The sequence below is a fragment of the Nocardia sp. AB354 genome (genome assembly GCF_049538315.1).
Lineage (GTDB): Bacteria > Actinomycetota > Actinomycetes > Mycobacteriales > Mycobacteriaceae > Nocardia > Nocardia nova.
Map to the genome: position 1 here is coordinate 21907 of NZ_JBMVFU010000011.1, position 20593 is coordinate 42499.

Consider the following 20593-nt stretch of genomic DNA (forward strand, 5'->3'; position numbering starts at 1 on the left):
GAGCCGACCATGGATGTCCGCGAGATCAATCGAGGCGTCATCGAGCAGTTCCGCGCCGGTGGCCCGATCGAGGGGATGCACCGGGATCGTCTGGTGCTTCTCACCACCACCGGCCGGCGGTCGGGGACGCCGCACACCACGCCGATGATGTTCCATCCCGACGGCGACCGGTTGCTCGTCGTCGCCTCGAACGTGGGCGCCCCGCAACATCCGGACTGGTATCTGAACCTCGTCGCCGATCCGGCGGTGACGGTCGAGGTCGACCGGGAGACCTATCCGGCCACCGCGGTACCGCTGCAGGGCGCCGACTACGACCGGGCGTGGACGGAGCTCACCGCGTTGTATCCGTTCTTCGCCGACCACGCGAAGAAGACCGAGCGCACCATCCCCGTGGTGGCGTTGCGACGCTGAGCGCCGGACCGGCTACTTGTCGTCGCCGAACAGCCGGCGCCGGTCCTGCTCTTCCTTTTCGGCGGCCGCGATGCGCCGGCGCTCTTCGGCCTCGAGCTGGAGCGCGGTCCGGCTCCACACCACGCGGATCCAGTGGAAGGTCAGCACCACGATCCCGATCGTGGCCAGAATCAGTCCGATGCCCGGTCCGGCGCCGTGGTAGTTGCCGAGGCCGGGGGTCTGGCGGTGCCAGATCGAGAGGACCCCGAAAACGCTGCCCACCGCGGATCCGGCGACCGCGACCCAAGCCAGCGCCCAGCGGCGGGTGACCAGCGCCAGCGACGAGAACCCGATCCCGAAGATCACCACGAACCATTCGAAGACCCGCGACGGCAGCCCGATGTGCTCGGCCTGCGCGTGGTTGTCGAAGGCCAGCACATCCAGGCCGCGGGCGGCGCCGGCATGCGGCAGGATCAGCGACAGCAGCAGGACGAACACCGCGATCGCGACCACCATCGCCCGCGTCCCGGGATCGATCTCGCCGGCGATCTTGCGTTCGACGGCCTCGAGGTCGCCGCGGAACTGCTCGAAGACCTTCGACTCTGCGGGGTTCATGCTCTCCTCATTCGGCTCGGTCGCATCGTTGCGCTGCTGCGCCGGTGGCTGGTGCGGGTGCTGCGGCGCGGAAGCGTCACCGGATCGCTCCGGTGTGGTGTCGCGATCGGCGTCCTCGTTCCCGCGTTCGGCCATCGGTCACGCCCCGCATCCGGTGTCACAACCGGCGGCCGCCGGCGGAGTCTCCGGGGCACCGATCCGCGGCAGTCCGAGGCCCACCCCGATCGGTGCGGTCTTCGGCAGTACACCGCGTTCGTGCGCATCGCCGGCGCGGGTGCGGCGGTGGGTGTGGACCGGACCGTCGGCGATGAGGTGGTGGGGCGCCGCCTCGGTGATGTCGACGGTGACGATATCGCCGGGCCGGATCGCCGCGTCGCCGGGCCGGAAGTGCACCAGCCGGCCGTCGCGCGCCCGGCCGCTCATCCGCGCGGTCGCCGCGTTCTTCTTACCGGCGCCCTCGGCGACCAGCAGTTCGACCTCGGTGCCGATCAGCGCGCGATTGGCTTCCAGCGAGACCTGTTCCTGCAGTTCGATCAACCGGTCGTAGCGCTCCTGGACCACCGCCTTGGGCACCTGATCGGCCATGGTGGCCGCGGGCGTGCCGGGACGGATCGAATACTGGAAGGTGAAGGCGCTGGTGAACCGCGCCTGCCGGACGACGTCCAGGGTCTCCTGGAAATCCTCCTCGGTCTCGCCGGGGAAGCCGACGATGATGTCGGTGGTGATCGCGGCGTGCGGCATCGCGGCCCGCACCTTCTCGATGATGCCGAGGTAGCGATCCTTGCGGTAGGACCGGCGCATCGCCTTGAGCACCCGGTCCGAACCCGATTGCAGCGGCATGTGCAGCTGCGGGCACACGTTCGGAGTCTGCGCCATCGCCTCGATGACGTCGTCGGTGAATTCCGCCGGATGCGGCGAGGTGAAACGCACCCGCTCGAGCCCGTCGATGCTGCCGCAGGCGCGCAGCAATTTCGCGAAGGCGCCGCGATCCCGGTGTTCGGGCGCGAAGTCGGCCGGATGCCCTTGCGGCAGTGCGGGTTCGGCGAAGTTCACCCCGTAGGAGTTGACGTTCTGCCCGAGCAGCGTCACCTCGAGCACGCCCTGATCCACCAGCGCCTGCACCTCGGCCAGCACGTCGCCCGGCCGCCGGTCGACCTCTTTGCCGCGCAGCGAGGGCACGATGCAGAACGTGCAGGTGTTGTTGCAGCCCACCGAGATCGACACCCAGCCGGCGTAGGCGGATTCGCGACGAGCCGGCAGCGTGGACGGGAAGGCCTCCAGCGATTCCAGGATTTCGACCTGCGCCTGCTCGTTGTGGCGGGCGCGCTCGAGCAGCACCGGCAGCGACCCGATGTTGTGGGTGCCGAAGACGACATCGACCCAGGGCGCCTTGCGCACGACGGTGTCGCGGTCCTTTTGCGCCAGGCAGCCGCCGACCGCGATCTGCATACCGGGCCGCTCGGCCTTGATCGGGGCCAGATGTCCGAGCGTTCCGTACAGTTTGTTGTCGGCGTTCTCGCGCACCGCGCAGGTGTTGAACACCACCAGATCGGCGGTCTGCCCGCCCGTCGCCTTGGTGTATCCGGCGTCCTCGAGCAGGCCCGACAGCCGTTCGGAGTCGTGCACGTTCATCTGGCAGCCGTAGGTGCGCACCTCGTAGGTCCGCGGGGACTGCGGATCGGTGGCCGATCCGGGGGCGCGTCCCGCAGCCGAATGCGCTGCAACCTGCATGGACGAATTCACGGGTCCAGGGTAGACGCTGCGCGAAATCGGACGCCCACCCCGGTCGCCCGGGACCGGGCCGCGGTGACGCCGGTCACGCGGGCGGGTGCCCAGGTCACCACCGGGTTAAGCGCAGGCGGCGACGGCGCGACGCACGCGCCAAAAGTGCGCATTTCGCGCAGGACCGCTCTAGGGTCGACTGTCATGACCGATGCTGCCGACGCAACACCCGGCACCGCCAGCGCTGGGAACACCTCCGATCCGGTCGCGGCCGAGGCATCCGCGGGAACCGCGACCGTTCCACCGATGATCTCGATGCGCAACGTGGACAAGCATTTCGGTGATCTGCATGTGCTGCGCGATGTGAATCTGGAGGTGCCGCGGGGGCAGGTGGTGATCGTGCTCGGCCCCTCCGGGTCGGGCAAATCCACGTTGTGCCGCACCGTCAATCGGCTCGAGCCGATCGATTCCGGCACCATCGCCGTCGACGGTGTCGAGCTTCCGGCCGAGGGCCGCGCACTGGCGAAGTTGCGCGCCGACGTGGGCATGGTGTTCCAGTCGTTCAATCTGTTCGCGCACAAGACGATCCTGGACAACGTCGTGCTCGGGCCGGTCAAGGTGCGCCGCATCGACAAGAAGCAGGCCCGCGCGCGGGCACTGGAACTGCTCGAGCGGGTGGGCATCGCCGATCAGGCCGACAAGTATCCGGCGCAGCTGTCGGGCGGTCAGCAGCAGCGCGTGGCCATCGCCCGGGCGTTGGCGATGAATCCGAAGGTGATGCTGTTCGACGAGCCCACCTCGGCGCTGGATCCGGAAATGGTCAACGAGGTGCTGGAGGTGATGGTCGCATTGGCCAAGGAGGGCATGACCATGCTGGTGGTCACGCACGAGATGGGATTCGCCCGCCGCGCCGGAGACCGTGTGCTGTTCATGGCCGACGGCAGGATCGTCGAGGACACGGCGCCCGAAACCTTCTTCACCGCACCCGCTTCCGAGCGTGCCAAGGATTTCCTGGGCAAAATCTTGAGCCATTGATCGCAATGCACGACCGCGGCGGGATCGATGATCGGCCCGCGCACCGCGGAGGACCCTTCACACTTCACGAGAGAGAAGGCATTCGATGAGGATCACCCGAGCGCTGCGGTTCGGCATCGGCGCGCTGGCCATCGCGGTCGTCGCGACCGGATGCGGCGGCGGCAGCAACAAGACCGCCACCGAACACGCGTCGGAAGGCAAACTCACCATCGGCATCAAATTCGATCAGCCGGGTCTGGGCCTGCGCAATCGGGACGGGTCGTTCTCCGGATTCGATGTGGATGTGGCGACCTACGTCGCCGGAAAGCTCGGCGTGAGCCCCGACAAGATCACCTTCAAGGAGGCTCCCTCCGCACAACGCGAGACGCTGATCCAGAACGGGCAGGTCGACTATGTGGTCGCCACCTATTCGATCACCGATCAGCGCAAGCAGAAGGTCGACTTCGCCGGGCCGTATTACGTTGCGGGCCAATCCTTGCTGGTGCGCGCCGACAACGCCGATATCACCGGTCCGGAATCGCTGAAGGGCGGCAAGAAGCTCTGCTCGGTGAAGGGATCCACACCGGCGCAGAACATTCAGAAGAATTTCGCCAACGATGTGCAGTTGCAGGAATACGACACCTATTCGCTGTGCGTGGAGGCGCTGAAATCCGGGGCGGTGGACGCGGTCACCACCGACAACATCATTCTGGCCGGTTACGCCGCGCAATCTCCGGGCCAGTTGAAGGTGGTCGGGCAGCCGTTCACGACCGAGAACTACGGCATCGGCCTGAAGAAGGGCGACAAGGAGTCTCGCGACAAGATCAACGATGCGATCGAGGCGATGATCAACGACGGCTCCTGGAAAGCCTCGCTGGAGAAGAACTTCGGCAACACCTTCCCGATCCCGTCGCCGCCGCAGGTCGACCGCTACTGATTCGGCGCAGGTTCCGGCCGCCCGGAACCCTGTCCGGCACAGAGAAGTAGGAGGGCGCGTCCACCGTGTTCGACTTGATCTCCCGATACGACAATCAGCTGTGGGACGCCTTCTGGGTAACCATCGAACTGACCGCGTTCTCCGCCGTCGGGGCGCTGATCATCGGCACCCTGGTGGCGGCGATGCGAGTGTCGCCGATTCCGGTGGCGCGGTGGATCGGTACCGCGTATGTGACCGTGTTCCGCAATACCCCGCTCACGTTGATCCTGGTGTTCTGCTCACTCGGTCTCTACACGACCCTGGGCATCAAACTCGCGAGTGAGAGTTCGGGGCTGGATTTCCTGCCCACCAACAACTTTCGTTTCGCCGTCCTCGGCTTGAGTGTGTACACGGCGTCGTTCGTGTGTGAATCGCTGCGCGCGGGTATCAACACCGTGCCGCTGGGGCAGTCCGAGGCGGGACGGTCACTGGGCTTGACTTTCGGTCAGAATCTGCGACATGTGGTGTTGCCGCAGGCGTTCCGGTCGGTGATCGCGCCGCTGGGCAGCGTATTGATCGCGCTGACGAAGAATTCCACGATCGCGTCGGCGATCGGTGTGGCCGAGGCGGCGGCACTGATGGCCTCCATGAACGAGACCGAGGCCGACATTCTCGCCATCGGCGCGATCTTCGCCCTCGGCTTCGTCATTCTCACGCTGCCCACCGGATTGCTGTTCGGCTGGCTGGCCAAGCGATTCGAGGTGAAGCGATGAGTGCGAATGCCTCGGTCCTCTACGACGTCCCCGGCCCGAAGGCGCGCCGGCGGCATGCGCTGTATTCGGTGCTGGTGCTGGCGGTCCTGGTGGTGCTCGGCTGGCTGGTGTGGCGGGCGTTCGACGAGAAGGGCCAGCTCACCGCCGAGAAGTGGAAGCCGTTCGTAGAGTCGGAGGTCTGGCAGACCTACATCCTGCCCGGCTTGCGCGGCACCCTCGTGGCCGCCGCGCTGGCGATCGTGTTCGCGATGGTGATCGGCGTGGTCTTCGGCTTGCTGCGCCTGTCCGAGCATCGCGTCGTGCGGTGGGTGGCCGGGGTGATCGTCGAGGTGGCCCGGGCCATTCCGGTGCTGATCCTGATGATCTTCCTCTACAACTGGTTCGCCAAAAACAATCTGTTCGCCTCCGACCAGCTGGCGCTGGCGGCCGTGGTGATCGCCCTGACCGTGTACAACGGGTCGGTGATCGCCGAGATCGTGCGCTCGGGCATTCGATCGCTGCCGCGCGGCCAGACCGAGGCGGCCCAGGCGCTGGGATTGCGCAAGGGGCAGATGATGCGGATCATCCTGCTGCCGCAGGCGGTGACGGCGATGCTGCCTGCGCTGATCTCGCAGATGGTCGTGGCGCTCAAGGACACCGCACTCGGCTACCAGATCACCTATCAGGAAATCGTGCGCCAGGGTCAGCAGCTGGGTGCGGCCGAGCAGAACACCGTGCCGGCGCTGATCGTGGTCGCCGTTATCATGATCGCCCTGAACTGGGCGCTGACTGTCCTCGCCACCAGAGTGGAGCAGCGGTTGCGGTCGCGGCGCCGGGGGCGGACGGTGCTGGGTGTGAATTCGGTGCTCACCGATGCCGCGCCGGGCGTGGATCTGTCGCTGAGCCGGACCGCGGCGCCGTAACCGGGCGGTTCGGCGATCGCGGCGGATTCGGGTGCGCAGCTGGGCAGGGCGACGGTGTCGACGTCTTCCGCGGGACGAGTTGCGCTCGCACCGAGCACAACCCTCGCACCCGCCGGCTCGATGGTCGATCCTGGACGCGCACCACCCCGGTCGCCGGGCCACGCCACTCGCGGCGGCCGGGGATGGGTGTCCAATCGGCCGCTGCGCCTTCCCTGCGACTATCTGGCCAGGAAATGCCAGCCGAGCCACGCCCACAGGATTACCGCGACGATGCGGGCGGTTCGGGTGCGGGTCAGATAGCGGACGGTGTCGCCGAGGCCGGCGAACGACAAACGGCGCCAATGTGCCACCACCGCCGTGCTGATCACGATGACGGCCAGGACGGCGAATCCCGTGATCACGAGGGCGCGATCGGTCATTTCCGCACCAGCCACCATCCGGCTCCCAACCAGATCAGCCATCCGATGAAGCGGCCCGGCCCAGCCTCCAGCGCGGGGCTGAGCAGGGTCGACAGGGTCGGATGGGCAGCGTTCGGGACGAGCAGTGCGGGCTGGGACAGCCAGGCATACAGTTCCCACGCCAGTGCGGCTGCGAACAGGATCGACCACACAACAACCCCGCGCCGAACCGCCGGCGTGAGCGACATTCGCCGTGTCCCGACCCGAAGGGCACCGACGGCGACCACGACTGCGACACCGGCGACCAGCACCGTCGCGGCGACACCGAACGGACGGGTGAACGACCCCGCCACCGCCAGCCCGACCCAGACGGCGACCGCCCCGACGTGTCGGCGTCGGCTGCCGCCGCCCCGCACGTCGGTGGTCATCAGCGCAGCATAGGGCCTGCACCGGACACCGGTCGAGTCACGCGGGCGGGTAATCCTGTGCGAGTTCGGCGCGCACGGTGGCGTAGGCGATCGACTGCCGGTATCCCTGGCGGGCGAGCATGCCGACGAGGCGGTTGACTACCTTGTCCTCAGAGAGGTTTCGCGGCAGAGTGCGCATTTTGCGGCGCACCAGTTCCGCTGCTCGCTCCACGTCGTCGTGGCCGGAATCCGCCGCTACCGCATCCGTGCCGGCGCTCTCCTCGGTATCGCCGACGGAGTTCTCGGTCCGGTTCGGCTGTGCGGCAAAGGATTGCGCGGCCGCGGCCATTTCATCCTTCACCACGGCATACGCCATGGACTGCGGGTAGCCGCGGCGGGCGAGCATGCCCACCAGCCGCGCGGTTACCTTGTCCCGCGGTACATCGCGCGACAGCGTCGCGAGCTTTTTCCGCACCAACTCCGCGGCGTGCTCGGCGTCGTCGGTCCCGGACTTCCGCGACGCCGCCCCGGTCCCGCCGAGCCCGGCCCCTCCGCCGTCCCGGCCCTTCGGCGAATGATGTTCCGCTGCAAGAGGCCCGGCACCGTCTGCGGGTTCGTCGTCCGCGACGGGATCTGTGTGGTCGAAACCGTCGGGGCCATTGCTCGACGTGGCGGCCGCGGCGAGCTCGTCCTTGACCACGGCGTAGGCCATGGACTGGTTGTAGCCGCGGCGGGCGAGCATGCTCACCAGCCGGTTGGTCCTCTTGTCGGTGGGGAGGTCCGGCGGCAGGGTGGTGAGTTTGCGGCGGACCAGTTCGGCGGCGCGGGCGCTCTCGTCGGTCGGGGTGATGGCGGCCAGCGCGGGCCCGGCGTCGGCGTCGGACACCCCTTTCCGTCGAAGTTCTTGCGCGAGAACCTTTTTCCCCTTGCCGGAGAAGGTGTGACGGGAATGCACCCACTGTTCGGCGAAGGCCGCATCGTCGATCAGCCCGACCTCGGCGAGGCGGTTCAATACCCGCTCGGCGACCTCGGACGCGAACCCCTTGGCCGCCAGTTTGTCCGCCAGTTCGGCGCGGCTGCGCGCCCGATCGGTGAGCAGGCGCAGGCAGATGTCCTTGGCCTGCGCCTCGGTCCCCGCCTTCGGTGCAGCGGATTGCGCGGCGTCGGAACGCTTCCCGCCGTCGGTGCCGGATCGACGCCGCGAACCCCGGCGCCCTCCCTTGTCGCCGCCGTCTCCGCGTGACCGTTTTCTCGAGCCCCGGTCGTCTGCCCCGTCATCCGACCGGGGGTACGCCACGGGGCCGTCGCCCGGAACAAACGAGCCGTTGTCGCCACCCTGCGAGTGTCCCTCCGCCCGGTGAGCGCGGCCATGCCGACGATCCCTGTCGCCACGCTCGCCCCACCCACGCTGCAACGCGTCGACCTCGCCCTGCAGTGCACCAAGTCGATTGCGCGCTTGGGAGTCTTGTGTCGCAGAGCCCTTACCGAATCGACCGGAGATCGCGGCTTCGACACTCGACCGCATCCGCCCCTCAGGCCCGGAACCGTCCCGCCCCTCGAGCCCACCACCACGCCGAACCTCGGACTCGGCCGCGGACCGAATCTCCGGCTCGATGCGGGGCGGAAGCTCAGGCTCGAATACCGGCCGGTCCACGGGTTCGGGTGTGCCCGTGTCATCGACCGAATCATGCTGGGGCACCGGGCCGTCGTCGGAACGCCATACACCGGTGGGCGAATCCCCCACGGCCGGCTTCGATCGTCGACGACGGGACGAACCGCCCTGTCGGCGAACGGGTTTCGACCACGACTCGTCGTCCGGGTCGCCACTGCGCCGGGAGCGAGAGTCGATGTCTTCCAGTTGCCGCCGCAGGCGTTCGACGGCGTCGAGCCGAGAGGCGCCAGGGTCCGGGAGGGGTGTGGACCCCGGCGCTTCCCGGTGCGGCATCGGTTAGAAGTCGACGGGCGCCTCGGCACCCGCGTCTGCGGTGACGTCGGCACCGATGCCGAGCTTCTCCTTGATCTTCTTCTCGATCTCGTCGCGTACGTCCGTGTTCTCCAACAGGAACTTGCGGGCGTTCTCCTTGCCCTGGCCGAGCTGATCGCCCTCGTAGGTGTACCAGGAGCCGGACTTGCGGATGAAGCCCTGATCGACACCCATATCGATGATCGAGCCCTCCTTGGAGATGCCGGCACCGTAGAGGATGTCGAATTCGGCCTGCTTGAACGGCGGCGACACCTTGTTCTTGACGACCTTGACGCGGGTGCGGTTACCCACCGCATCGCTGCCGTCCTTCAGCGTCTCGATGCGGCGCACATCCAGACGCACGGAGGCGTAGAACTTCAATGCCTTACCACCCGTGGTGGTTTCGGGCGAGCCGAACATCACGCCGATCTTCTCGCGCAGCTGGTTGATGAAGATGGCGGTGGTGCCGGAGTTGTTGAGCGCACTGGTCATCTTGCGCAGCGCCTGGCTCATCAGGCGGGCCTGCAGACCGACGTGGCTGTCACCCATCTCGCCCTCGATTTCCGCACGCGGTACCAGCGCCGCGACGGAGTCGATGACGATGATGTCCAGCGCGCCGGAGCGCACCAGCATGTCGGCGATCTCCAGCGCCTGCTCACCGGTGTCGGGCTGCGACACCAGCAGGGCGTCGGTGTCGACACCGAGTTTGCGGGCGTATTCCGGATCCAGCGCGTGCTCGGCGTCGATGAAGGCCGCGAGTCCGCCGTTGGCCTGCGCGTTGGCGATGGCGTGCAGAGCGACCGTGGTCTTACCGGAGGATTCCGGACCGTAGATCTCCACGACGCGGCCACGCGGCAGACCGCCGATGCCCAGCGCCACATCCAGCGCGATCGAACCCGTCGGAATGACCGAGATGGGCTGATGCGCCTCCTCGCCCAGGCGCATGATCGCGCCCTTACCGAAGCTCTTCTCGACCTGCGCCAGAGCGAGCTCGAGCGCCTTGTCGCGGTCGTAGGCCTGTGGTGCCATCGTCTGTTCCCCTTCTGACGGGTAAGTCTCGTTGTGTGGTTAGCGCCCACGGTAGAGGGCGGCACCGACAAGTTCTGACGGCAAGCTTAGACGAACACGTGTTCGAGGCAAGCGACGCGCCCGCCGACACGCACGGCAGCCGCACAGCCGCACCCCGTTCCCGGCAATCGCCGCGCTGTCCGGCCGGTCATGCGGCCTCGATCCGGCCGTGGCCTCGTCATCGAGTTGCCGTCGGCACCACCGCGATCCGGTCGGTCTGCATCAACGCCTGCGCCTGTTTCAGCATCCGCAGCGTCGGGGTGACCTCGACGTCGACGATCCCGTCCAGAGCCCCCAGCCGCTCGGTGAGGTAGCGGTACAGGTGCGCACTGTCGCGGCAGACGATGGAGGCGACCAGATTGGTGGGCCCGGTGGTGGCCGCGACGAACGCCGTCTCCGGATGGGTGGCGATCGCCCGGCCGACGGCGTCGAGCTCGGCCGGGCGCGTCCGCACCCACAGCGAGGCCCGCACCGCGTATCCCATGCGCTCGACGGCGAAATCGAGATCGAAATACAGCACGCCCGCCGCCGCCAGCTCGGACATCCGCCGCGCGACCCGGGTCGAACTCCAGCCGGTTTCGGCCGCCAGCCGGGCATAGGAGGCGCGTCCGTCGCGGGCCAGCAGCGCGAGCATCGCCTCGTCGGCCGCGGACAGGTCCATCGGCGCGTCGGGTCCACGCTGATCGTTCATCGCGGGCCGCGGTCCCAGCCGCCGCAGCTGTTCGGCGGTCAGCAAGCGGCTGTAGCGCGGCCACTCCTCCGCCAGCGGAAACCGGTGGATGATCTCGTAGGCCATCAACCCGGTGACCTGGCTGGCCCGCGGAAGAACGTTGAGCAGCAACGCATCTCGCTGTTCGATCGAGCGCGGGCGGCTCACACAGGTGACCTCCGAACCGGTCGACAGCAGCGCCACCCAGCTCACATCCGGCAGCCGCGCCAGCGATTCGGCCAGCCGCAGCGCCTTGTCCGGGGTGGACCGCACCCGCAGCATCCAGCGCGTATTCCCCAGCGGCATGGCGTTGACCTGGCCGGAGACGTGCAGGATGCCGCGTTGGCGCATCGATCGATAGCGGCGGGCCACGGTTTGCTCGGAGACACCGAGGATCGCGCCGAGGGTGGCGAACGGGATGCGGGCATCGGTGACCAGGCCGTGCACGATCTGCTTGTCGAGCGTATCGAGAACGGAGGATTCGATTTCGTCTTCGGGGTTCACAGGCGGAATCTCACATCGACGGCCGGATAGCTGGATGGATATTCAAACATCTCGCACGCTTGGCGTCGATATCGTTCGCACTACCCGGAGGTCGCCATGCGGAAATGGCTCCCCTTGTTCGCGGCGTGCCTCGGCACGCTCATGCTGCTCATCGACGTCACGATCGTCAACGTCGCGCTCCCGGACATCGCCGCCGATCTCGGCACCGGACTGTCGGGGCTGCAATGGGTCGTCGACGGCTACGCGCTGGGCCTGGCGGCACTGCTGCTGGTGCTGGGCTCGTTCGCCGACCGATTCGGCGCCAAACCCACCTATCTCGCGGGTCTGGCGATATTCGCGGCCGCCTCTCTGGCCTGCGGACTGGCTCAGTCCTCGGCCCTGCTGGTGGCCGCGCGGGCCGTGCAGGGAGTGGGCGGTGCGGCCATGTTCGCGACCACCCTGTCGCTGCTGCACGCCACCTACATCGGCCGCGATCGCGGCACCGCGTTCGGCGCGTGGGGTGCGGTCGCCGGGGCGGCCGCTGGCATCGGGGTGGTGCTCGGCGGGGTACTGACCGACCTGCTGTCGTGGCGGTGGATCTTCCTGGTGAACCTGCCGATCGCGGCGGTCACCATCGTGCTGTCGCTGTACGCCTTCGGCCCGTCGCCGCGCCGGCCCGGCCGTAGCGTGGACGTCGCCGGGATGGCCGCCTTCGCCGTCGCGGCGACCGCGCTGACCTACGGCATCATCCGGGGCGGGGAAGACGGGTGGGGTGACGGCGCGGCAGTCGCCACGCTGATCCTCGGCGCGATCGCGCTCGCCGGCTTCGCTCTCGTCGAATCACGCAGCGCCACACCGATGTTCCCGCTCGCGCTGCTGCGCAACCGGGAATTCACGGCCACCCTGGTCGCGGCGGCGGGCTTCAATTTCGCCGCCTTCGCGAGCAGTCCCCTGATCTCGCTGTGGTTGCAGCAGCCGTTGCAGCTCAGCCCGCTGCGCGCCGGCCTGTCCATGCTGCCGATGGCGGCGACGGCATTCGTGGTCTCTGGCGCGTTCGGGCGGTGGCTACACGACGTGGCGCCCCGCTGGACCATCGGTGGCGGATTGGTGATCACAGGTATCGGGGCGGGCCTGCTCGGCGTGATCGACGCCGGATCCACCTGGAGCGCACTCCTTTTCGGCTACGTGGTGATCGGCATCGGCATCGGTGTGCTCGCGCCGCCGCTGGTGGCGGTCGCGATGGCCGCGGTGCCCCCGCAGCAGAGCGGCACCGCCGCCGGAGCGGTGAACACCGCCCGGCAGCTGGGCCTGGCCCTCGGTGTCGCGGTACTCGGCACGGTATTCCGCAGCTCGGCGGGCGAGGGCCGGATCACGGTGTCGCAGTTCGTGTCCGGGCTGGACGCCGCGGTCGCGGTGGCGGCGGGGGTGGGCATCGTTCTCGGCATCATCGCCTTCGCCCTGTTCCGCACCCGTGCCGGGACCACCGAGCCGGCGGAACCGGCTGCCGCCGAGATCCAGGTCGGCTGAATCGGCGCCGATTGCCCGGAGAAAATGCGGTCACCCTTCGGATCCGAGCCCCGCCGGCAATCGCGGCGGGGTTCCCTGAGTCCAGGTGATGCGCAGCGAGGAGGCCCGGATCCGCCAGCCGTCGGCTGTGCGGACCAATTCGGTGTCGGCATGGCCCGCAGAGATGAACACCGCCTCGGAGCCATCGGCGAGGACATGGGTGCTCAACTGGGCGCCGCGCGCCGTGGCGCGGTCGCCGTCGATCTCGATCACCGCGTTGGTTCCCAGGTGAACGGTCCGGTCGAACAGCGCCATCCCGCGCCGGATGTGCGCGAGTACGGCGTCGCGGCCGTGGACGGTGCCGATCGGCATCTCCGCGGTCGCGTCCTCGGTGTAGTAGGTGCGCGCCCACCGGTCGTCGAACACACCCTCGTCGAGCGAACGCAGATAGCGGTCCAGCAGGTCGGTTATCTCGGACCGGTCCAGTAGTTCCCGAATCCGGTTCTCGGTGATCTCGGTATCCATGCGACCACCCTGCAACCTCGAGCAAGCTCGAGGTCAAGGTCGCTGTGACGCAGCCGACGGCCGGCGCTCACCAGCGGTTCTTCGGTACGTCGAATTCCGCGCACAAGGCCCGCCAGACCTCGCGCGGGTCGATACCGTCCTCGATCGCCTGGGCGCCGGTACGGCCGTTCATCGAGGGCAGGACATGATCGGCCAGCAGCAGGTCGCCGCGGGCGACGCCGAATTCGGTATGCAAGAGTTCCTGAAATTCAGTCAACCGCACCGTGCCGAGGGTACCGGTCGCGCACGAACCGCCGGCGGGCGTGCGGTCAGCTCGCGCGAGCCCGATCCAGCGTGCGGTGACAGATGTCGATCGGATCGGCGACATCGGAGACGGTGGCCGCGGCCGCGGCGGCGGCCTTGCGATAGGACTCGTCGCCGAGAACGGTGTGCACCGCCGCGCGCAGCGATTCCGGGGTGAACGGCCGCACCAGCAGCGAACTCCCCTGGCGGACGGCACGATTGGCCAGTTCCCACTGATCCCCGCCACCGGGCACCGTTACGATCGGCACGCCGGCGAGCAGAGTTTTGGCCAGCAATCCGTGTCCCCCGCCGCCGACCACCACGGCGGCGTGGCGCAACAGCTCGTCCTGCCGTCCCAGACCCGCCGTCGCCCACGGCGGAAGATCCGCAGGGGGCGTATCGAGCATCGAAATCGCCACGCGCACAGCACTGTCCGCGAGCGCCTCCAACGCACCGGTCGCCAGATCATCGAACCCGGTCCGGGCGGTCGAGGGCGCGACCACCACCAGCGGCCGGTCGCCGGGCGGCGGCGCCAGCAGCTCCGAGGTCGGCTCCCACAACAGCGGCCCCACCACGTGCGCGTCCGCGGGCCAATCCGGCCGTTCGACCTCCAGAGCGGGCAGCGTGGCGATCAACCGCGCGTCCGGACCCGGATCCACCTCCGGCAGGCCCACACTCGCCCGGGCCGCTCCACGCTGGCGCTCACCGCGGGTAATGGCGCGCGCGGTCAGCCCGCGCAGCACCGTATCGCGCATCCGCCCACGCAGGCCCTCCCCCGGCGCGAGCCCACTGCCGATGGGAGGCAACGCTTTCGACGGCAGATACAGCGGATGCGGCGACAACTCGACCCACGGCACCCCCAGCCGCTCGGCGGCCATCCCACCGCCGGCGGTAAGCACATCCGAAACCACCAGCTCCGGCAGCATCGCACTGAGATCGGGGAGGATCTCCGAGGAGATATGCGCCGCGCGTTCGTGGATCCGCGCGCCGGCGTCGGCGTCGTCGTCCTGCGGGCGCGGCGCCAAACCCTTCAACCGCCGCACCGCGATGCCCGCATCCCGCGCCGCATCGAACCAGCGCGGACTGGTGAACAACACCGGATCATCGCCCGCCTGAAGAAACCGCAGGCACAGCGCGATCGCCGGAAACGCATGACCCGGATCCGGACCCGCGACGACAGCCACTCGCATGCGCCCCACCCTGCCATACCCCCTCCCTGCCCGATGCCGGGCGGGCACAGCTACCCGACGGTCATGAACGGCGCCCAGGACGATCGTGGCCGCTCACAGTGCCGGCGATCAGTCGGCGAAGTGGTACAACTCGAACCCGACCGCCCGCTCGGCATCGAAGCCCGCTTGCGGTCCCGTGGCCCGATCCACGATGGCGCGGGCCTGATCCGCCACCGGCTCATCGCTCAGCGCGCTCAGGTAGCGACTGTGCTGCATCAGCGAATCCACTGCCGCCCGAACGGTATCGGTGACATCCACCGCATGCGTCACCACCGGACCCACCACCGCCGCCCAGCGCGGCGTCCAGATCGGCAATTCGGCCAGCTCCGGGAAGATCCATTCGTTGCCCGCGTCCGAGATCGCGTCCAGCGCACTGCGCCCCACCGCGCGATGATCGGCGCTGTTCGCATAACCCGGCGCCCAGGTGTCGCCGAAATTGAACAACACCACCATCTCCGGTCGATGCCGCCGGATCGCCGCGGCCAGATCGCGGCGCAAACCGAGCCCACCCTCGATCCGCCCGTCCGGATAGCCGAGAAACTCCACATCCTCGACCCCGACCGCGCGCGCCGACGCGATCTCCTCCTGCTCCCGCACCGGACCACACTCGGCCGGCGGCAGGCCCGCGATCCCGGCCTCACCGCTGGTCGCCAGCAGATACCGGATGTGCTTACCCTGCTTCGTCCAGCGCGCCACCGCGGCCGCGGCACCGTACTCGATATCGTCGGGATGGGCGACGATCACCAGACCGCGCTCCCAATCCTCGGGTAGGTCTAACATTTGCCTCCGCTTCGCTCCGTCGGTTCACAATCGAGGCGGCCGAGATCCATGAACGTGCACCGCTCGGAAACGCTAACACGACCGAGAGATCGGCTTCGCCGTCGCGAAACAGCAAGGGGCCGTTCGGTATTCGTACCGAACGGCCCTGGGTTGGCTCACTACAGTTTGGTGACCGTCGACTTGTTCGAGCCGGAGACGGCCTTGTACAGCAGGTACAGGCCGAAGACCACGACGCTGATCATCAGGATCGGGAACAACGCCTTGACCAGCGCGCCGATCACGATCAGCGCCAGCCACACGAGCGCGACGACGCCCAGAATCTTCCAGAACATGTCCATTCCTCCCGAAGGTTTCCGAACCGCCGTCAACGCGATCCGACTCCTCCATACTGTCAACTCGACGCCGGAAAATCACCAGGTCACAACCGATATCCGGGAAATATCAGGGTGAACCCCTAGCCGGATCAGCCGCGAGGATCGGCCCTGAACGCGGCGCCACCGGCCCCAGGGACCCGACGCCGCCCAGGCGCCCGCACTCAGTGCCGGTCGGCGAGGTCGGTGAGGGCCTGAGCCCAGCCGTCCAGTCGGTCGGCCGCCTCGCGCAGGGTGAACATGGCCCAGCCGAATTCGTCCACCGGTGTCGGCGCTTCGCTCGCCCCGGCCGCCAGGATCTGACCGACCGCGGCGACAAGCTGCTCGTATTCGGTCACGCCGGATTCCAGCCGGCCGACCATCGCGCCCGATTGCTGCCGCAATCCCGCCCCGGCATGCGAGGTCGCAACCACCGCGAGCGCCTTTTCCATAGCCGCGATATCCCCGGCGAGAGCGTGCAGGGCGGCCGCGCCGGATGCCGCGGTCGCCACGGTGTCGGCGAAATCGTCGGCCGGGATTCGCCCGCTCGCCTCGATCTGACGGCCGAGGGCGTGAAAGGCGCGTTCCGCCCGGACCAGCCGGGCGATGGGCGCCCGCGCCGCGGACTGCGCTGCGGGCAGCCGCCGGGGTACGAACGCCGCGGGCGGCAAGGGGTTTCGACGCAACTCCAGGTATCGGCGGGTGCTCACCGCCGCGCCGGTCACCAGCGCGGCCGCACCGCCACCGACCACCACAACCGCCCACACGGGCGCCGAGATCGCGACCAGTCCGGCCGTTCCCAGCGCGGTCACGCCCGAGGCCGCGCTCCAGCGGAGGCTGCGTCGCCGCACCCGCCGCCGGCGGCGAAGTTCCCGCTCCCGCGGGTCGGCCCACTTCCGGACCGCATGCAAGGCGAATTCCCCGGCGTCGCGTAGCGTGCCCGGAACCCGCCCGGCGCGTGCGAGCGGCTCCTCCGCGGCCACGGTGTGGGCGATGGGATCGCGAAACGCACCTCGGCCAGGCGAACGACGGCGCTCGCGCGCATTCCCACCGGCTCCGCGTGATCCGGTGGGCGACCAAGCGGGCCCGCCGTCCGGCTCACGGATCTCGTGGTCGACGCCGTGAGCGCTCGGGTTGTCCGTGTCCGATGCGGGATCGACTATCGTCCGGCCGCCATCGGATTCGATATCGGGAGCCTTGCCACGCCGACGAGACCGACGACCGGACGGCGCTACACGACGACCGCGCAGAATCTCGCGCGCCGCGCGGCGACGGATGTTCACGTCTCGGCCCTCGGTCCGGGAGTTCCGGTCCGCGCCCTTGTCGTCCACCGCCTCGGACGATCGACGGTGCGCACCGGCACCTTCGGACTCGGCATACGCGGCGGATGTGGTCACGCCCGGCGGCGAGGGATCGTCGACGCCGGTCACCGCGTTCTCCTCGAAAGCCGGTGAAGGCGTGGCCGCAGCGGAAACCCGATGCCGCTCAATGGATTCGGCGATCGACTGCCACGCGGCGGCGTCGGCGACGGGTGGGGAGGTCGTCAGTGGCGTCCGCGCCGCATCGGCCGACGGTGCGGCGGAGGCGGGCGGCGCGGACGCGGCGCCGCGAGCGGATCGGGACCAGGGCCGCGCACGGGTCGGCGCGGGCTCGTTACCTGCCCGCGTTCGTCCCATCTGCCCAGCCTTCCGATCGACCCGCTACGCGCCTTACTGCTGCGCGGCCTGGCCCTTGTTCACCTGCGGCTGAGCCGGGTTGGCGATGGACTGACCGGCGGAGTCACCCGAGGGCAGCGCGTCGCCACGCATGGAGGCGCGGATCTGCTCGAGGCGGTTGTGGCCCGCCATCTGCACGCTGGCCTGCTGCACCTCCATCATGCGACCCTGCACGGTGTTCTGCGCGAGCTCGGCGGCGCCCAGCGCGTTGGCGTAGCGACGCTCGATCTTCTCGCGCACCGCGTCCAGGCTGGGGGTGCTGCCGGGAGCGGACAGCGTCGAATCCATCTGCTGCAGCGATGCGGAGACCTGCTCCTGCATCTTGGCCTGCTCGAGCTGGCTGAGCAGCTTGGTGCGCTCGGCGACCTTCTGCTGCAGCAGCATGGCGTTCTGCTCGACCGCCTTCTTGGCCTGGGCGGCGGCCTGCAGTGACTGGTCGTGCAGCACCTTCAGGTCCTCGACGGACTGTTCGGCGGTGACCAGCTGGGCCGCGAACGCCTCGGCGGCGTTGGTGTACTGGATCGCCTTGTCGGCGTCGCCGGCGGCATTGGCCTGATCGGCCAGCTGGACGGCCTGGCGCGCGTTGGCGTTGAGCTTCTCGACCTCGTCGAGCTGACGGTTGAGCTTCATCTCCAGCTGGCGCTGGTTACCGATCACCGACGCGGCCTGCTGCGACAGGGCCTGGTGTTGACGCTGGGCTTCCTCGATAGCCTGCTGAATCTGCACCTTCGGATCCGCATGCTCCTCGATCTTCGAATCGAAGAGGGCCATCAGGTACTTCCAGGCCTTCACGAACGGATTAGCCATCGATTGATCCCGCCTCCATCTGACTACGCCGCGCCCCAGCACGGCGGCGGTGCGCGACCGTCACGCACCCCTGTGTCCCTATCCTCCACGGCATCGGATCCGGGCTGCCGAACCACCCGTAACCGACGCTTACAGAGAATCTATCGGTTTCCGCTCCGTCGTACAGCCTTGCCGGCGCCGATCCGGCGCCGGCAGTTGTGATCGCCGGTTCGCGGCGAGTCACTTCGCTTGCACCAAGACCAGTTTCTCGGCCTTCGGGGCCGGAATCACGATCCGGGTGTCCTCGGCGATTCCCGCACGGGCCGACGCACTCGCGGCGGGCGCGGTGTCGGCGGTCTCCGTCGCGGGGGCCGGGGCGTCGGCGTCGGCCATGGTGGCGCTCACGTCGACCAGCACCTGCGACAGCGGCACGTCCAGCGCCTGGCAGATCGCGGCCAGCAGCTCGCTCGAGGCCTCTTTCCGGCCGCGTTCGACTTCGGACAGATAGCCCAGGCTCACGCGTGCCGACGTCGACACCTCGCGCAGGGTCCGGCTCTGGGCGATCCGAGCGCGCCGCAGACTCTCGCCGATGGCCTCTCGAAGCAGCGTCATCTCGTTCTCCTCACGTTCTCGCCTCACCGGGCCGAGCGCGACCGCCGTCGAGCGTGACGCACCCCTCCGTCTACAGTGCCAACGTCGCATGCCACCCCGTTGGTTCCCGTCCGCGGGAACCGATCGGCAGCCACCGGAAAGCCGTCGTCAGCCGGTGCCGGTGCGGTCGCCGCCACCGACGCGGCGCAGCAGCTCCGCGACGGCCGTACGAACCGCGCTCATCCTGATCGTCCACCGGTCCCCGGCCAGCTGCAACCGCACCACCTCGGTCCCTTCGGGCCCGCTCAGCCCCAGGAAGACGGTGCCGACCGGGCAGCCGTTCTGCGGGTCCGGCCCGGCGACGCCGGTCAATCCGATCCCCCAGTCGGCCCCGCACACCGTGCGCGCGCCGACGGCGAGCTGTTCGGCGGTTCCCGCCGCGACCGGCCCGTCCGTGGCCAAGGTGTCCTCGCTCACGCCGGCCAGGCGATGTTTGAGATCGGTGGCGTAGACGATCACTCCGCCGCGCAACACCACACTGGCTCCCGGCACCCCCGCGATGGTGGCCGCGAGCAAACCGGCGGTCAGGGATTCGGCGGTGGCCACGGTCTGACCGATGCGGGTCAGCGTCGCCACCAGTTCGCCGGCCTCGGGGACAGCGGCCAGCGGGTCGGCGGCGGCCACCTCGGTGCCCACCGTCGTCACCGCCGCTCGACCGGCCGCGCCCACAATCGGGCCGCCTGCACCACGTAATCCAGTCCGGTCACCACGGTCAGCACCACGGCGACATACATCAGCGCCATTCCGGCGCTCGCCCACGCGCCCGCCAGCGGCAGCAGCAGAACGGCGATCGCCACCGACTGCACCAGGGTCTTGGCCTTACCGCCGCGGCCGGCCGGAATCACGCCGCGGCGCACCACCGCCAGTCGCAGCAACGTCACGCCGATCTCGCGGGCACAGATCACGACAGTGATCCACCACGGCAGATCGCCCAGTGCCGACAACCCGATCAGGGCCGCACCGATCAACGCCTTGTCGGCGATCGGATCCGCCAATTTGCCGAAGTCGGTGACCAGTCCGTACTTGCGCGCGAGCTGTCCGTCGATCCGGTCGGTGATGGCCGCGACGCCGAACAGCGCGGCCGCGGCGATCCGCCACCCGGTGTCGTGGCCGCCGGCGGCGAACAGCGCCAGCAGGAAGATCGGCACGATCACGATGCGCAGGACCGTGAGAATGTTGGCGATGTTCATCAGCGGCACCGCGGACGGCTCGACCGTCCGCTTCGGTTGCGGCGGAACGAGATTCGCCCGCGCTCTGCCGGCCTCGGCCCAGGTCCGGTCCATGTCGTCGCTCTGCACGCTCACCGGCACCCCCGGCCGGAATGCACGCAGCCGCGGCCCCCGGCGGATCGAGGCAGGCGGGCGGACGAGATGTGCGGCACTCCACCAGACTATCGGTTAACGACCCGA

22 protein-coding genes and 2 pseudogenes are annotated in these 20593 nt (G+C 68.8%); 6 read left to right on the forward strand and 18 right to left on the reverse strand.

The genetic code is table 11. From position 1 onward, the window contains the following. Positions 1-9 precede the first annotated feature (9 nt). Positions 10-411 carry a nitroreductase family deazaflavin-dependent oxidoreductase gene (locus tag ACPCUW_RS17515; protein WP_064901960.1) on the forward strand — a complete coding sequence of 134 codons (402 nt, stop codon included), beginning with the start codon at positions 10-12 and terminating at the stop codon, positions 409-411. A gap of 12 nt (positions 412-423) precedes the next feature. Here the strand turns inward: ACPCUW_RS17515 and ACPCUW_RS17520 are convergent, their stop codons facing one another. Both ACPCUW_RS17520 and miaB read right to left on the reverse strand, forming a co-directional pair. Further along, on the reverse strand, positions 424-1005 hold the full coding sequence (locus ACPCUW_RS17520; protein ID WP_030513225.1) for a hypothetical protein: 582 nt from the start codon (positions 1003-1005) through the stop codon (positions 424-426). Positions 1006-1143: 138 nt separating this feature from the next. Beyond that, on the reverse strand, positions 1144-2736 hold the full coding sequence (miaB, locus tag ACPCUW_RS17525; protein WP_423426129.1) for a tRNA (N6-isopentenyl adenosine(37)-C2)-methylthiotransferase MiaB: 1593 nt from the start codon (positions 2734-2736) through the stop codon (positions 1144-1146). A 297-nt stretch (positions 2737-3033) separates the two neighbouring features. Between miaB and ACPCUW_RS17530 the strand changes: the two genes are divergently transcribed. The 4 genes from ACPCUW_RS17530 (at position 3034) to ACPCUW_RS17545 (ending at position 6332) form a co-directional block, all read left to right on the forward strand. Further along, positions 3034-3762, forward strand: a complete 729-nt coding sequence (locus ACPCUW_RS17530; RefSeq protein ID WP_063017471.1) for an amino acid ABC transporter ATP-binding protein — start codon at positions 3034-3036, stop codon at positions 3760-3762. A gap of 85 nt (positions 3763-3847) precedes the next feature. Continuing rightward, positions 3848-4678, forward strand: a complete 831-nt coding sequence (locus ACPCUW_RS17535; RefSeq protein ID WP_063017437.1) for a glutamate ABC transporter substrate-binding protein — start codon at positions 3848-3850, stop codon at positions 4676-4678. A 65-nt stretch (positions 4679-4743) separates the two neighbouring features. Then, entirely contained in the window at positions 4744-5430 is a 687-nt protein-coding gene (locus ACPCUW_RS17540) for an amino acid ABC transporter permease (protein WP_423425958.1), read from the forward strand. Continuing rightward, complete coding sequence (locus ACPCUW_RS17545) at positions 5427-6332, forward strand: amino acid ABC transporter permease (RefSeq protein WP_423425959.1); 906 nt, start codon at positions 5427-5429, stop codon at positions 6330-6332. Before ACPCUW_RS17540 ends, ACPCUW_RS17545 begins: the two co-directional genes overlap by 4 nt. Before the next feature lie 218 nt (positions 6333-6550). On the opposite strand, the gene ACPCUW_RS17550 is transcribed toward ACPCUW_RS17545, so the two are convergent. The 6 genes and pseudogenes from ACPCUW_RS17550 to ACPCUW_RS17575 all read right to left on the reverse strand — a co-directional run bounded on the left by ACPCUW_RS17550 (position 6551) and on the right by ACPCUW_RS17575 (position 11381). After that, entirely contained in the window at positions 6551-6751 is a 201-nt protein-coding gene (locus ACPCUW_RS17550; protein ID WP_423425961.1) for a DUF6186 family protein, read from the reverse strand. Then, positions 6748-7158, reverse strand: a complete 411-nt coding sequence (locus ACPCUW_RS17555) for a hypothetical protein (RefSeq protein WP_423425962.1) — start codon at positions 7156-7158, stop codon at positions 6748-6750. The genes ACPCUW_RS17550 and ACPCUW_RS17555 overlap by 4 nt, the downstream gene beginning before the upstream one ends. 37 nt (positions 7159-7195) lie before the next feature. Further along, positions 7196-7627: pseudogene (locus ACPCUW_RS17560) on the reverse strand (hypothetical protein); the annotation flags it as partial. A gap of 174 nt (positions 7628-7801) precedes the next feature. Beyond that, positions 7802-8434, reverse strand: a pseudogene (recX, locus tag ACPCUW_RS17565) (recombination regulator RecX); the annotation flags it as partial. 651 nt (positions 8435-9085) lie between these two features. Next, on the reverse strand, positions 9086-10129 hold the full coding sequence (recA, locus tag ACPCUW_RS17570; protein WP_025351561.1) for a recombinase RecA: 1044 nt from the start codon (positions 10127-10129) through the stop codon (positions 9086-9088). Positions 10130-10346: 217 nt separating this feature from the next. Continuing rightward, positions 10347-11381 carry an Lrp/AsnC family transcriptional regulator gene (locus ACPCUW_RS17575; RefSeq protein WP_423425964.1) on the reverse strand — a complete coding sequence of 345 codons (1035 nt, stop codon included), beginning with the start codon at positions 11379-11381 and terminating at the stop codon, positions 10347-10349. A 96-nt stretch (positions 11382-11477) separates the two neighbouring features. Between ACPCUW_RS17575 and ACPCUW_RS17580 the strand changes: the two genes are divergently transcribed. After that, complete coding sequence (locus ACPCUW_RS17580; protein ID WP_423425965.1) at positions 11478-12887, forward strand: MFS transporter; 1410 nt, start codon at positions 11478-11480, stop codon at positions 12885-12887. Positions 12888-12917: 30 nt separating this feature from the next. On the opposite strand, the gene ACPCUW_RS17585 is transcribed toward ACPCUW_RS17580, so the two are convergent. The 10 genes from ACPCUW_RS17585 to pgsA all read right to left on the reverse strand — a co-directional run bounded on the left by ACPCUW_RS17585 (position 12918) and on the right by pgsA (position 20488). Next, entirely contained in the window at positions 12918-13391 is a 474-nt protein-coding gene (locus tag ACPCUW_RS17585; RefSeq protein ID WP_063017425.1) for a nuclear transport factor 2 family protein, read from the reverse strand. A gap of 67 nt (positions 13392-13458) precedes the next feature. Next, complete coding sequence (locus tag ACPCUW_RS17590) at positions 13459-13653, reverse strand: DUF3046 domain-containing protein (RefSeq protein WP_030513212.1); 195 nt, start codon at positions 13651-13653, stop codon at positions 13459-13461. 46 nt (positions 13654-13699) lie between these two features. After that, on the reverse strand, positions 13700-14863 hold the full coding sequence (locus ACPCUW_RS17595) for a glycosyltransferase (RefSeq protein ID WP_063017423.1): 1164 nt from the start codon (positions 14861-14863) through the stop codon (positions 13700-13702). Positions 14864-14971: 108 nt separating this feature from the next. Beyond that, positions 14972-15682: a PIG-L deacetylase family protein gene (locus tag ACPCUW_RS17600; protein WP_423425966.1), complete on the reverse strand. Its 711-nt coding sequence runs from the start codon at positions 15680-15682 to the stop codon at positions 14972-14974. 158 nt (positions 15683-15840) lie between these two features. Continuing rightward, positions 15841-16014: a hypothetical protein gene (locus ACPCUW_RS17605; protein WP_030513209.1), complete on the reverse strand. Its 174-nt coding sequence runs from the start codon at positions 16012-16014 to the stop codon at positions 15841-15843. 203 nt (positions 16015-16217) lie between these two features. Further along, on the reverse strand, positions 16218-17708 hold the full coding sequence (gene pspM, locus ACPCUW_RS17610) for a phage shock envelope stress response protein PspM (RefSeq protein WP_423425968.1): 1491 nt from the start codon (positions 17706-17708) through the stop codon (positions 16218-16220). A gap of 33 nt (positions 17709-17741) precedes the next feature. Continuing rightward, a complete protein-coding gene (pspA, locus tag ACPCUW_RS17615; RefSeq protein ID WP_030513206.1) occupies positions 17742-18554 on the reverse strand; it encodes a phage shock protein PspA in 813 nt (270 codons plus the stop codon). A 219-nt stretch (positions 18555-18773) separates the two neighbouring features. Continuing rightward, positions 18774-19145: a helix-turn-helix domain-containing protein gene (locus ACPCUW_RS17620; protein ID WP_030513205.1), complete on the reverse strand. Its 372-nt coding sequence runs from the start codon at positions 19143-19145 to the stop codon at positions 18774-18776. Positions 19146-19292: 147 nt separating this feature from the next. Then, positions 19293-19829, reverse strand: coding sequence for a CinA family protein (locus ACPCUW_RS17625; RefSeq protein WP_369817534.1), 537 nt, complete (start codon positions 19827-19829; stop codon positions 19293-19295). Next, a complete protein-coding gene (gene pgsA, locus ACPCUW_RS17630; RefSeq protein WP_227463066.1) occupies positions 19826-20488 on the reverse strand; it encodes a CDP-diacylglycerol--glycerol-3-phosphate 3-phosphatidyltransferase in 663 nt (220 codons plus the stop codon). Before pgsA ends, ACPCUW_RS17625 begins: the two co-directional genes overlap by 4 nt. Between the last annotated feature and the right edge of the window lie 105 nt (positions 20489-20593).